Here is a 13,420-nt window from a genome sequence, read left to right on the forward strand (position 1 = left end):
GCGGTGGCGTGCAGCTGGATGGGGTCGGGGGTGCCCGTGATGGGCGAGGTGGTGCGCGCGATCAATGCGCGTGCGGGGATGCGGTCAGCCATGGTGGCCTCCAAGCAGGTGTGGTTTGCAGAAACCACCGACCCCACTTCCAAATGAGGGCGGCAGCTCGAACAGGTTGGAAGACCGGACACCCGCTTGCGCGAACCGGCGAGCCTTGCGGCTCCCTGTCCGAGCCGCCAAAAACTGGAGGCACGAACGAACAAGCCGCAGGTGCTCTGCGGGAGAGACTGCGGCTTGCGTCGCAGCGGATGTATCGGGCTTCCAAACCCGATCACGCCTTTTTTTGACGTGACAGGGCAGTGTAGCGTGCGGGGGGCGTGTGGGGCAAGGGCTTGCATCGTGAAGTTCCTCACGGTTGGGCGCTCAATTGCCCGGCGCCGCTGCGCTGGTGGTCCGTCGATCGCGCATGCGCATTCACCAGCGCCTGCGGGGACTGCGGCAGGTTGATGGACGGATCGGGCTTGCCCGATGGCGACAGCGTGCGCACGGCTTCGGCCTGCACGACGAAGCTGTAGCTGCATTCCGGGTCTTCGCACTGGTACACCAGCTCACGCAGCGTGGCAGACAGTCCGCGGCTGGTGCGGGTCTTGGTCTTGCCCTTGCAGTGGGGGCACAGGAACATCATGCGCGTGGCCATCAGATCGCTCCCATGGCTGCGGCGCGTGCGGGACGGGGTGCGCGGGCTGCGCGGCCTGGCTTGGCAGGCGCCGGCTCTGGAACGGGCTGGGCCTGGGGCACCGCACCCACTGCGGGACGCGCAGCAATCCAGGCATCCACCTGGGACTCGCGCCACGCCACGCTGGTGCCGTGCAGTTGCACGGCGCTGGGGAAGTCTCCGGCCTTGACCTTGGCGTAGATGGTGCTGCGGCCCAGGCCCGTCATAAAGCACACATCGTCAATACGTAGCAAGCGCTCCCGGTACGGGCGCACATCGGACGGGCCGGGACCGGCCTGGATGGGTGTGGTTTGCGTGGCTGTTCTTTGCATGTCCCTATGGTCTTGTGTGGACTGCTGAAAGCCAAGAAACCTATGCTGTGGATGCGCTCCCCACAGTTAGTGGTGGAGAAAGTGGGCGCAAAAACGACGGGCGCGCCATGGCGCCGCTTGGCGCGGGGCAGTTCAGAGAGTCGGCGATGTGAGAGTGCGCGCAGCGCGCGCTATGAACGACGCATCAGCGCGCGGCTGGCCAGGCATCGGCCCGGCGCTGGGCATCGCGGGCCTTCTGCTTTGAGCTGGCCAGGAGGGCGTCGATTTCTGCGAGGCGTTCGGGGAATATCAGTTCATTCAACTCGCGGCCTGAATCACCATGCTCCACCTGAAACACCCAGCCCAGCACGCGGACCGTGGCAATAGCGCAGAGATAAGGAATAAGGACTAGAACGCCCAGCAGGGCGAAGAAACCCAGGGTAACCAGAATGGCAATGGGCATGGCGAAATGACAAGAGTTCGCTAAAAAGCAGTCCCACAAAATAGCAATAAAAATTTCCCTATTTTGCCGAAACCGTTGCCAGAGCTAGGGCTGAGAAATGACCCGCATATTCATTACCACTCATTGCCCAAATGGGATTTTTACCCCTTTTTTCAATCGCATGATGCAGACGCCCCGCCAGAGACATTTTACTTTTCGGAACACCGTCCACAAGTTCAAAATTCAACCAACTCGAATTCACTCTAGGCAATATATGAGCCACCCCCGGTATATCTGCTATGGAATGATGGGTTTCAATATGATTGTAATATGTAGCAAGAAAACCCACTGGCATCATTTCCGCCAGTTCAGCAATTTCATCAAATCTCCTCCAAGCAGTACTCCCGTTCAAACACACCAACAATTTGGCATAATTGATGGTATCTGCATCATAATTTGCTGCTCTAGCAGAAGCATAGAGCCTCGCCACGTCATCGTGCTTGGTATTACTCAATATGACCAGCTGATCTTCTGCCCAAGCTCGCAATGCATCGCTTGATGCAACTGGCACTGAGACATCTCGCGAGGCTTTCCCAGGATAGTGATCAATATAGCCTACGATATCATCGGTATTTCGGCGCGTGACATTACTGGCGAGTCCATTAATCGTTTCCACCCCCAGCATTTCTTGACCTGAATTTGGATCAATTGCGATGGCAGCAAAACCAGCAAGAATGCCATCTTGAAAAATTGGTCGAACCCTGGGAGCATTCCGATCAATCCTCTCCTTCAGGGCAAAAACCCCAAGAGGATTGTCATCTGAAAATGCAATTTCCCGCAGGATTCTCGTAGCATCTTTTTCGTTCTCCGAGCCTCTTACATCTTCATGAATGACTTCTGCCACTTGGTCATTTTTTTTAAAATGTACCGAAACATCCAATCCAACACATAGAGTTCCTAAAAAGTTTTTGAGCGAGATATCTTTTTTTTCAACCCCCATATAGGTCGCGCCAGCATTGATCGAGAAATCACTATTTATCACGCCGTCAATTAACAGCAATTCAATTTGAGTTGACACGGAGGGCTCCAACGAGCTTGAATCAGCTTGCCGGAACAATGGCCTGAGCGAGATCCCCTCTGGAAAAGTCAAGGAGTTTTCCGATTTTCGATCAGCAGACCAACGCCTCGTGCGAACAGTTACAGAAGACGCTGCCATGAACACCGAGTAGAAGCCGATACCGAACCTCCCCGCTGACCGAAATGCCGAAGACCGGAGTCCAGGATACTCAGTTTGCAGCATGGATGACTTCCAGAAGCTAGAGCCAAAATCTAAAAAGGGACCTGTCAGTACATTTTTTGACATCCCTATTCCGTCGTCAGATATGAAGATTCTTGCTCCAGAACAATCACCATTTATAGCGTGAATCGTAATTCCACCTATAAAATTATTTTGCAAAAATCTTCTCGCAACAACTGCATCTCTCGCATTTTGGATTAATTCACGAAGTGCGACTTCAATTTTATTATCTGAACCATATAATTTTTCCCCTCCCAGATTTCTTACCAAATTCTCCACATCGCTAACGTGTATTTGCGCATCGAACGGCGTCCATCCTGTTACTTTGATATAACGCGTAGCGTCGTCGATTGATGCGGATCCGGCTACCCCTTTGATGAAGAACTCTGGCGAACGCGGTCTATTTCGAATTTTCAAAAGGTTGTTGCACGAAATTAATTCTCTATTTATCAATTGAATCGCATCGTATGCAACCCACCATGCACTGGCTTCATTTTCGGCAAAAGATCTAGTAGACGTATAAGCAATGTGGCTCACCATTTTTATATCAGCACTAGGTCCGGCCAGCTTGTTCTGCGCTTGCCAATGCGACAAAGAAATTCCGCTTCTTTTTATCAATGCATGGAGAAAATCTGGTGCTCGTGCTTGATTGATATGTGCCGCATCTGCACAGCGCAGAAGGCAAGCAACTTTTACCAAATCGACAGTCCAACTCCGTGGTAAAAAATCCGGAGCATTCAGTTGAATATCAAGTTTTTCAGCAACCTCTTCGATACTCCAATGATGACTAGCTGCAACAAGGCCTATGGCGTCTCCAAGATGCAAACGGATCGATTCGTCACTGATCAAATAGTATGTCGTAGCGCTATCGGGAGCTCTCCACGAAGAATGAAGTATGGATGCTGCCCGCTTAGCGTGCAAATATCTTAAGGCTATGAAATCTGCGTTCTTTGCTGCAATCTCATCGTCCAACTGAGGCTCTCTAATTTTTTCGGTTGCAAATGCATCCCGCCACTCTACAGTTGACCTAACAGCCTCTTGCCCTCCCTCATATGCTTCCCAACACATAGCCGAGTCATGAAGAAGGATGGCTCCACCTAGAATGAAGACTTCAAGAGGGTTAATTTCATAATCTTCTCCGGCTATCAGATCCGCCATGGACCATAGCGCATCTAGATGTGTAATGTCATGAACGGTCAAACCCGGCAGTAATCCAGATATCTTCTGCACCAATATCTCAACCTTCTCCCTGAATAATAGAAATTGAGAACTTAATCTATTAGTTGCATCGGGAAATTGACTAGAAGACCTCTCAAAGGCATTTGCCCACAACGACGTTGCTTTAATCGATTGAACAGACATCTGTGTGTATTGAAAAAAATGAAACATATTATTCCCATTTTCCTCAATCTGCAAGCAGCATTTCGCAGTAAGCAGCACACGAAATTTTGCATGCTGCCCTACCTTCATCCGGAGTAACTTCACAACAGACACGGAAAAACTGCTGAAGCCGTTCCATATTCAAGGATGAATGAGGTCCCGAACTAACGCACAAAGCGCGAATGACCCGGCTGTACTCTGGAACCAACTGCCGACACCCACGATGGTGGGTTTGTAGGCTTTGGAGGGTTTGCCGCCCCTCGAAGCATCTGCCACAGTTTTCTGCTGCGGAGCCTGCCCGCACCGGTACCCACCTAGCGCCACTCCCTTTCCACAAGCCTCCAACCCGCTTCCCGATTGGTGGGGTTTGTAGGCTTTGAAGGGTTTACCGACCGTCGAAGCGCGAGCATGTGTTGTACCCGTGACACCACTCCCAGTCTCTAGAAAACCCCGCCCGGTCAAACCTGAGCCAACCACAGCCCGTGCCTGCTCGGCCTCCAAACTTGTCGGCGTTGGTGGGGTTTGTAGGCTTTGAAGGGTTTACCGACCGTCGAAGCGCGAGCAAGTGTTTTGCCCAGGGCACCGGACTGGATCCTGCTGGAACCCATACCAATTCAAATTTGAGATACCCGAAAAGAACTACCTACAAAGCCTACAAACTGGTCTTCATTGGTGGGTTTGTAGGTAGTCGATTCCAAGTATTTCTAGTTTGAAAAGGTGCTTTCCGTTACGTCACAGGCTCCGGAGCCACCCGGCCCGCGGCCTCAAAAGTCCGTCGATTCCCGACAGTGAAAGCGGCACTGCAGCGCCCCGCGAGCCCGCATCAGGCTTGGATGTGCACCCAGGCGGCACCCCCGGCGAAATCAACGCACGAAGCCAGCAGGCGCGGCGGGGTCTCGACAGCGCGCCAAGGGTTGCGCTCACCTTGAGCGGGCCTGGGCCTCCCTGCCCCGCCCGGTCGTGCAGGGGCCTGGCCAGGGCAGGTAGCCACCAGCGCTGTCGATGGATGGTGTGGGGGTTCGGCGCTTGCTGCGGCCGACAGATCAGCCCTCGGCCGAACCGGCGCGCAGCTCGTCCAGGTAGTCGGCCCAGCGCTGCATCATCTTCGTGCGGTGAGCCATGTACTGCGTGCGGTTGTACGCGCGGCCGTTGGCATCCTTCACGGCGTGGGCCAACTGAGCTTCGATCACCAAGGGGTCCACGTCCAGGCGCTCCGCGAGCATGGTGCGGGCTGTGGCCCGGAAGCCGTGCCATGTGTGCACATCCGGCGTGTACCCCATGGCGATCAACGCGGTGCGCACTGAGTTTTCAGAGATGGGGCGGTCGTGGTTGCGCTCGCCAGGGAACACCATGGCGCCCCGGCCGGTCAACGGGTGCAGCGCGTGCAAGACGGCCACGGCTTGCTTGGGCAACGGCACCAGATGTGGCTCGCCGTGCTCCTTTCCATCCTTGCCGCGCTTCATGCGAGCGGCGGGGATCGTCCACAACGCGGCGTCCAAATTGATTTCAGCCCAGGTGGCGGCGCGTAGTTCGCCCGGTCGCTGGAACAGAAGGGGTGCAAGCTGCAATGCAGCGCGCACGACAGGCCCGCCCCGGTACGCCTGTATGGCGCGCAATAGCTCCCCCAGCTTGGCCGGGTCGGTGATGGCCGCAAAATGCCGCCCCCGGTATGGCGACAGCGCCCCTTTGAGGTCACCAGTGATGTCCCGCCCTACCCGTCCTGTGGCCACGCCGTAGCGCCACACCTGTCTGGCCAGCATCAACCCCCGGTCTGCTGTCTCTATCGCACCACGTTCTTCAATCTTTCGCAGGGTGGCCAACAGCTCTACGGGCTTGATATCGACCAATCTGCGCTCGCCCAACCACGGAAACAGATCGCGTTCGAACTGGCGAAGCGCTCGCGCAGCATGCCCCTCGCTCCAAACTGGGCTCTGTTTGGCGTGCCATTCCAGCGCGACCACCTGAAAAGAGTCTCCCTCGGGGTTGGTCGCCTTGAGCTTTTCCACCTTTCTGGCCTGCACCGGATCGACCCCGGTGGCCTTTTGATGCTTGGCGGCATCCCTGGCCCTGCGTGCAGCCGTCAGGGAAACAGCCGGGTAGCTGCCCAGAGCGAGCTGCTTTTCCTTGTTGTTGACCCGGTACTTGAGAAACCAGCGCTTGGAGCCGTTCGGGCTGACTTGCAGATAGAGCCCGGCCGAATCACTAAATCGCGCTTGCTTGCGCTCGGGGGGACATACGGCGTTGCGGCACTCAAGGTCAGTCAGCATGGGGGTACAAAACGATGGATGAAGGTAGCCGGTGGGGGTACAGATTCCCCTATGGCGAACCCCCTTCTACAGAGGGAAAGTGGGGGTACAAAACACCGATTTCACCAGATTTCTGGGTTTGTACCCCCACTTGTACCCCCACTTTTGCTTGGCTGGGCATGGACGGCTGTAGACGGCCATGGACTGCAAGTCGTTGATTCACCAAAGAAAAAGGGCGTCCACTGGTTTAGTGTGGACGCCCTTGGATGGGGTTATGGTGGAGCTGGCGGGAATTGAACCCGCGTCCGCAAGCCTTCATCGGGCAGATCTACATGTTTAGCGGTCTGATTTGAATCTCGCTGCCTGTGTCGCGCAGTCGCACGCTACACAGGCCGCCAGCACCCTATTTTCTCGCCCCAATCCAAGGTACCCGGATCAGGACCAGCCCATGTAATTATCCTTGCAGCCGGGAGGCACTGATTGCTCAGAACCCCCTTGCCCAGCCCATCGGCCAACTGTTGCAAGGCTCACTGGCAATTAAGCAGCGAGTGCGAAACGTTCGTCGTTTGCAGTTAGTTTTTTAAATCGAGATTTACGAGCGTGACTCAAGCTCGACATGCACCACACCGATTCCGAACCCACGTCGAAACCAGGACAGCCCCAGAGCTTCTATTTTAGGCGCTCCCCAGCAATTGCAAGAGCTCGAAGGGAGATTTAATTGCGGCATGGGCGCCCCACTCCATCGGATTGGTTTTTGCACCCAGGTAGCCATAGGTTGCGGCCACGGTCCCCATTCCTGCGGCCAAGCCTGCCACGATGTCGCGCTCGTCATCGCCAACATAGATGCACTGCCCGGGCTCCACTTTCAGGCGCGCTGCCGCCTCGAGCAAAGGGGCGGGATGCGGCTTCGCATGGGGAGTGGTGTCCCCGCTGACGACCGCCCGCGCAGTGACGAACAGGGGAATGGAGCGGGTCAGCGGGTCCGTGAAGCGGGCTGCCTTGTTGGTAACCACGCCCCATGCCATGTTGCGTTGCAGTATCTGGGATACGAGTTCTGGAACGCCGTCAAAGATGCTGGTGCGCTCCGTCATGCGCGACTCATAGTTCACAAAGAACTCCTCGCGCATGGTCATGAAATCCGGATGGTCGGGAGCCATACCGAAGGCTTCGCCCAGCATGCCGCGCGCGCCGGCACCCGCCATGGGGCGGTAACGCTCCAGCGGCAGCGACGGCAATCCGCGGTCCGTGCGCATCTTGTCGGCAGCGGCGCCCAAGTCCGGGGCACTGTCGATCAGCGTTCCGTCCAAATCAAACAACACCGCACGAATATTGTGAAACATGGGTGCGCCCTCAGGCAGTGCGCCGCGTGGCCACAAGATAGTTCACGCTGGTGTCCGCACTCAGCCAATAGCGCCGCGTGAGGGGGTTATATTCCAGGCCCCGGGTATTTTGTACATGCAGGCCCGCGCTTCGGCAACTTGCGGCCAGTTCGCTGGGCCGAATCATCTTGGCGTACTCATGCGTTCCCCGCGGCAGCATGTTCAGCACATATTCAGCCCCTACGATGGCCAGCATGAAAGCCTTGGCATTGCGGTGGATGGTGGAGAAAAACACCCAGCCTCCCGGTTTCACGAGCTCTGAGCATGCCCTCACCACCGATCCTGGATCAGGTACGTGCTCGAGCATTTCCATGCATGTGACGACATCGAAGCTGGCAGGTTGCTCCTTGGCCAAGGCTTCCACGCTGATTTCCCGGTACTGGATATTGGTGGTCTGAGCTTCCAGCGCATGCAATTGCGCCACGCGCAGGGCCTTGGAGGCCAGATCGATGCCCGTCACCTCCGCGCCCTTGCGGGCCATGGAGTCGGCCAGGATGCCGCCGCCACAGCCGACATCCAGAACGCGCTTGCCCGACAGGTCGCACTGCCCCTGGATCCAGTCAAGCCGCAAAGGATTGATCTGGTGCAAGGGACGGAATTCACTTTCAGGGTCCCACCAGCGATGGGCCAATTCGGAAAACTTGGCCAGTTCGGCCGGATCTGCATTGACGGTTTCACTCATGCCAGAGATTGTCCATGAAGGAAGGAAAATGGAGGATAAAACCCCCAGACGCAAAAAAGCCCCGTTGCCGGGGCTTTTTTGTGAAGCAATCCGAGGATTACTTGGAAGCGCGGGTACCGACCACTTCGATTTCCACGCGACGGTTCTTCGCACGGCCTTCGGCGGTCTTGTTGTCGGCGACGGGTTGCTTTTCGCCCTTGCCTTCGGTGTAGACGCGGTTCTTTTCGATGCCCTTGGACACCAGATAAGCCTTCACGGCTTCGGAACGGCGAACCGACAGCTTCTGGTTGTATGCATCAGAGCCCACGGAGTCGGTGTGACCCACGGCAATGATCACTTCCAGGTTGATGTCCTTGACCTTGGAAACCAGATCATCCAGCTTGGCCTTGCCTTCTGGCTTCAGCACCGACTTGTCGAAGTCGAAGAATGCGTCAGCGGCATAGGTCACCTTGGTAGCGACAGCTGGAGCTGGAGCTGGTGCGGGTGCTGGAGCGGCAGCGGGTGCTGGGGCGGCGGCTGGAGCAGCAGCGGCAGCTGGAGCGGGGGCGACGATCGCGCCATCGCAGCCAGGAGCAGCAGTGGCAGGCGTCCAGTTGGCATTGCGCCAGCAGTATTCGTTGGTGCCGTTCTTCCAGACCAGTTGGCCAGAAGCATCTCTCCAGTTGTCAACGGTTTGTGCGCCAGCGGCGGTTGCGAGCGCTGCAGAGGCAAACAACATCGCCACTTTGTTCAGTTTCTTCATGGTTCTCCTCTTGGGGAAAAAGCCGCAGCCGCGCTGCGAATCAGGACGCTTGGGGTGACCACCACCCGAAGCGTTCAAACGATTGTGCCATACGTAACAGGGCAAAAGCGGTGGAGGCTACCCAGGGCCCGTAGGACAAAACCGGAATTGCTTCGATATGTTGCGTGGTCGCTACACGGTCTTACCTCTAAAATGGTTCTCCTTCGCCGCCACCGCCGTCCCCAATGACCCAGTTTGCCAAAGAAACCCTGCCGATCAGCCTCGAAGAAGAGATGCGGCGCAGTTACCTCGATTACGCGATGAGCGTGATCGTGGGCCGGGCCCTGCCCGATGCGCGCGATGGGCTGAAGCCTGTACACCGCCGCGTACTTTTTGCGATGCACGAGCTCAACAACGACTGGAACCGGCCCTATAAAAAGTCGGCCCGTATCGTGGGAGACGTGATCGGCAAATACCACCCGCATGGTGATTCCGCCGTTTACGACACCATCGTGCGGATGGCGCAGGATTTTTCGCTGCGCCACATGCTGGTGGATGGCCAGGGCAATTTCGGGTCCGTGGACGGCGATAACGCTGCGGCAATGCGGTATACCGAAATCCGGCTGGCCAAGATCGCCCATGAAATGCTGGGCGACATCGACAAGGAAACCGTCGATTTCGGGCCCAATTACGACGGCAGCGAAAAGGAGCCGCTGGTATTGCCCAGCAAACTCCCCAATCTGCTGGTCAATGGCTCGGCCGGTATTGCCGTTGGCATGGCCACGAATATTCCGCCCCACAACCTCAACGAGGTGGTGGATGCCTGCCTGCACATGCTGCGCAACCCGGACGTGTCCATCGACGAGTTGATGGAGATCATTCCGGCGCCCGACTTCCCCACCGCCGGCATCATCTACGGCATCAATGGCGTGAAGGACGGCTACCGCACAGGGCGCGGGCGCGTGATCATGCGCGCCAAATGCCACTTCGAAGACATCGATCGCGGGCAGCGCCAGGCGATCATCGTGGACGAGCTGCCCTACCAGGTCAACAAGAAGACGCTACAGGAGCGCATGGCCGAGCTGGTGCACGAGAAGAAGATCGAGGGCATCAGCCACATCCAGGACGAATCCGACAAGTCGGGCATGCGCCTGGTGATCGAGCTCAAGCGCGGCGAAGTGCCCGAGGTGGTGCTCAACAACCTGTACAAGCAGACGCAGCTGCAGGACACCTTCGGCATGAACATGGTGGCGTTGATCGACGGCCAGCCCCGCCTGTGCAACCTGCGCGACCTGATCAGCGTCTTTCTGCAGCACCGCCGCGAGGTGGTCACCCGCCGCACGGTGTTCGAGCTGCGCAAGGCGCGCGACCGCGGCCACGTGCTCGAAGGCCTGGCCGTGGCCCTGGCCAACATCGACGACTTCATCGCCATCATCCGCAACGCGCCCACGCCGCCCGTGGCCAAGGCCGAGCTGATGGCCCGCCCCTGGGACAGCAAGCTGGTGCGCGAGATGCTCACCCGCACGCGCGCCGATGGCGGCGTGATCAACGCCGACGACTACCGCCCGGACGGCCTGGAGAAGGAATTCGGCATGGGCCAGGACGGCCTGTACCGCCTGTCGGAAACGCAGGCCCAGGAAATCCTGCAGATGCGCCTGCAGCGCCTGACCGGCCTGGAGCAGGACAAGATCGTGGCCGAGTACAAGGAAGTCATGGCGGTCATCGAAGACCTGCTGGACATCCTGGCCAAGCCCGAGCGCGTATCGGTCATCATCGGCGACGAACTCACTTCCATCAAGCAGGAATTCGGCCAGCACAAGCTGGGCGCACGCCGCAGCATCGTCGAATACAGCGCGCAGGACCTCTCCACCGAGGACCTGATCACCCCCACCGACATGGTGGTCACGCTGAGCCACACCGGCTATATCAAGAGCCAGCCCCTGTCCGAATACCGCGCCCAGAAGCGTGGCGGGCGCGGCAAGCAGGCCACGGCGACCAAGGAAGACGACTGGATCGACCAGCTCTTCATCGCCAACACGCACGACTACATCCTGTGCTTCTCCAACCGCGGCCGCCTGTACTGGCTCAAGGTCTGGGAAGTGCCGGCAGGCTCGCGCGGCTCGCGCGGCCGCCCCATCGTCAACATGTTCCCCCTGCAGGACGGAGAGAAGATCAACGTCGTGCTGCCGCTCACGGGCGACATGCGCACGTTCCCGGCGGACCGCTATGTCTTCATGGGCACCAGCATGGGCACCGTCAAGAAAACGGCGCTGGATGAATTCAGCAATCCGCGCAAGGGCGGCATCATCGCCGTGAACCTGGACGACGGCGACTACCTGATCGGCGCCGCCCTTACCGACGGCCAGCACGACGTGATGCTGTTCAGCGACGGCGGCAAGGCCGTGCGCTTCGACGAGAACGACGTGCGCCCGCTGGGCCGCCAGGCCCGCGGCGTGCGCGGCATGATGCTGGAAGACGGCCAGAGCGTGATCGCCATGCTGGTGGCCGAAGACGAAACGCAAAGCGTGCTCACCGCCACCGAAAACGGCTACGGCAAGCGCACCAGCATCACCGAATACACGCGCCACGGCCGGGGCACCAAGGGGATGATCGCCATCCAGCAGAGCGAGCGCAACGGCAAGGTCGTGGCCGCCACGCTGGTTCATGCCGACGACGAGATCATGCTGATCACCGACAAGGGCGTGCTGGTGCGCACTCGCGTCTCCGAGATCCGGGAACTGGGCCGCGCCACGCAGGGCGTGACGCTGATCGCTCTGGACGAAGGGTCCAAGCTCAGCGGCCTGCAGCGCATTGTCGAAAACGATGCCAACGTCGCAGATGCCGAGGCCGACGGCGAAGGCAATCCGGACAGCGCAGCCCCCACGGCCCCCGACACCCCGGAAACACCCGACGCCTGACCTCCCGGTGGATGCGGGGCCTGCGGGCCCCCTCCAGGAATGCTATTGAAAGTGAAGCTGCCAGCGCTTACGCCATAAGCGCCAGCAGCCTTTTTGACCAAGAAACATGATGCGCCCCTACAACTTCTCGGCCGGCCCGGCCGCCATACCCACCGAAGTCCTGGAGCAGGCCGCCGCCGAAATGCTGGACTGGCACGGCAGCGGCATGGGCGTGATGGAGATGAGCCATCGCGGCAAGGAGTTCCTGTCCATCTACGAACAGGCGGAAGCCGACCTGCGCGGGCTGCTGGCCGTGCCGGCGAACTTCAAGATCCTGTTCATGCAGGGCGGCGGCCTCGCCGAGAACGCCATAGTCCCGCTCAATCTCTCGCGCGCCGGCGTGGTCGATTTCGTGGTGACTGGCAGCTGGAGCCAGAAGTCGCAAAAGGAGGCGCGCAAGTACGCCAGTGAAGTCAACCTCGTCGCCAATGCCGAAGACACCGGGTTCACCACCCTGCCTGACCCTTCGACCTGGACGGTCAGCCGGGGGGCCAGCTACCTGCACCTCTGCAGCAACGAAACCATCAATGGCATCGAATTCCACCAGTTGCCCGACCTCAAGGCACTGGGCAGCGATGCCCCGCTGGTCATCGATTTCTCGTCGCACGTTGCCTCGCGCCCGGTGGACTGGTCGCGCGTCGGCCTGGCATTCGGCGGCGCGCAGAAGAACCTGGGGCCCGCCGGCCTCACGCTGGTCGTGGTGCGCGAAGACCTGCTCGGCCACGCCCTGCCCGCCTGCCCGAGCGCCTTCGACTACAAGACCGTGGCCGACAACCAGTCGATGTACAACACGCCACCGACCTGGGGCATCTACATCGCAGGCCTGACCTTCCAGTGGCTCAAGCGCCAGACCGAAGGCAGCCTGACCGGCGTGGCCGCCATGGAGCAGCGCAACATCGCCAAGGCCGACCTCCTCTACAGCGCCATCGACAGCTCGCAGTTGTATGTGAACAAGGTCGCCGCCAACTGCCGCTCGCGCATGAACATCCCGTTCTTCCTGCGCGACGAAAGCCGCAACGACGCCTTCCTGGCCGGGGCCAAGGAACGCGGCCTGCTGCAACTCAAGGGCCACAAGTCCGTGGGCGGCATGCGCGCCAGCGTCTACAACGCCATGCCATTGGCCGGCGTGCAGGCGCTGGTGGACTACATGCGAGAATTTGAACAAAAACACGCCTGAGAAGGCGCAAAACGAACCCGGCATGCCCGTACGCCCCACGAAAGCGCCCTCGGACACACCGGATTCCTTTGCACCTTCTGAACGCCGGTGGCACACCGGTTGACGAGCAGCCCCGCACAGAC

General features: G+C 58.7%; 10 protein-coding genes and 1 other RNA gene. 2 read left to right on the forward strand and 9 right to left on the reverse strand.

Features of this window, described 5'->3' with window-relative positions; all coding sequences use genetic code 11:
* Positions 1-400 precede the first annotated feature (400 nt).
* The 9 genes from AC07PV_RS03950 to ompA form a co-directional block, all read right to left on the reverse strand.
* Positions 401-688, reverse strand: a complete 288-nt coding sequence (locus AC07PV_RS03950; protein WP_494629483.1) for an Ogr/Delta-like zinc finger protein — start codon at positions 686-688, stop codon at positions 401-403.
* On the reverse strand, positions 688-1,038 hold the full coding sequence (locus AC07PV_RS03955) for a helix-turn-helix transcriptional regulator (protein WP_494629484.1): 351 nt from the start codon (positions 1,036-1,038) through the stop codon (positions 688-690). Before AC07PV_RS03955 ends, AC07PV_RS03950 begins: the two co-directional genes overlap by 1 nt.
* A 184-nt stretch (positions 1,039-1,222) precedes the next feature.
* Positions 1,223-1,480 carry a hypothetical protein gene (locus tag AC07PV_RS03960; protein ID WP_494629485.1) on the reverse strand — a complete coding sequence of 86 codons (258 nt, stop codon included), beginning with the start codon at positions 1,478-1,480 and terminating at the stop codon, positions 1,223-1,225.
* Positions 1,481-1,538: 58 nt separating this feature from the next.
* Positions 1,539-4,250 carry an HD domain-containing protein gene (locus AC07PV_RS03965; RefSeq protein WP_494629487.1) on the reverse strand — a complete coding sequence of 904 codons (2,712 nt, stop codon included), beginning with the start codon at positions 4,248-4,250 and terminating at the stop codon, positions 1,539-1,541.
* A 929-nt stretch (positions 4,251-5,179) separates the two neighbouring features.
* Positions 5,180-6,403, reverse strand: a complete 1,224-nt coding sequence (locus AC07PV_RS03970; protein ID WP_494629488.1) for a tyrosine-type recombinase/integrase — start codon at positions 6,401-6,403, stop codon at positions 5,180-5,182.
* 254 nt (positions 6,404-6,657) lie between these two features.
* Positions 6,658-7,044, reverse strand: a transfer-messenger RNA (tmRNA) gene (ssrA, locus tag AC07PV_RS03975).
* Positions 7,045-7,056: 12 nt separating this feature from the next.
* Positions 7,057-7,722: an HAD family hydrolase gene (locus AC07PV_RS03980; protein WP_494629489.1), complete on the reverse strand. Its 666-nt coding sequence runs from the start codon at positions 7,720-7,722 to the stop codon at positions 7,057-7,059.
* Positions 7,723-7,732: 10 nt separating this feature from the next.
* Positions 7,733-8,443, reverse strand: a complete 711-nt coding sequence (gene ubiG / locus AC07PV_RS03985; RefSeq protein WP_218297477.1) for a bifunctional 2-polyprenyl-6-hydroxyphenol methylase/3-demethylubiquinol 3-O-methyltransferase UbiG — start codon at positions 8,441-8,443, stop codon at positions 7,733-7,735.
* A gap of 97 nt (positions 8,444-8,540) precedes the next feature.
* Positions 8,541-9,185: an outer membrane protein OmpA gene (gene ompA / locus AC07PV_RS03990; protein ID WP_218297478.1), complete on the reverse strand. Its 645-nt coding sequence runs from the start codon at positions 9,183-9,185 to the stop codon at positions 8,541-8,543.
* Between the two features lie 224 nt (positions 9,186-9,409).
* On the opposite strand from ompA, the gene gyrA reads away from it, so the two are divergent.
* Positions 9,410-12,082: a DNA gyrase subunit A gene (gyrA, locus tag AC07PV_RS03995; RefSeq protein WP_494629491.1), complete on the forward strand. Its 2,673-nt coding sequence runs from the start codon at positions 9,410-9,412 to the stop codon at positions 12,080-12,082.
* Positions 12,083-12,188: 106 nt separating this feature from the next.
* Positions 12,189-13,298: a 3-phosphoserine/phosphohydroxythreonine transaminase gene (serC, locus tag AC07PV_RS04000; RefSeq protein WP_218338748.1), complete on the forward strand. Its 1,110-nt coding sequence runs from the start codon at positions 12,189-12,191 to the stop codon at positions 13,296-13,298.
* Positions 13,299-13,420 lie beyond the last annotated feature (122 nt).

The sequence above is a fragment of the Acidovorax sp. GW821-FHT09A11 genome (assembly GCF_059418365.1).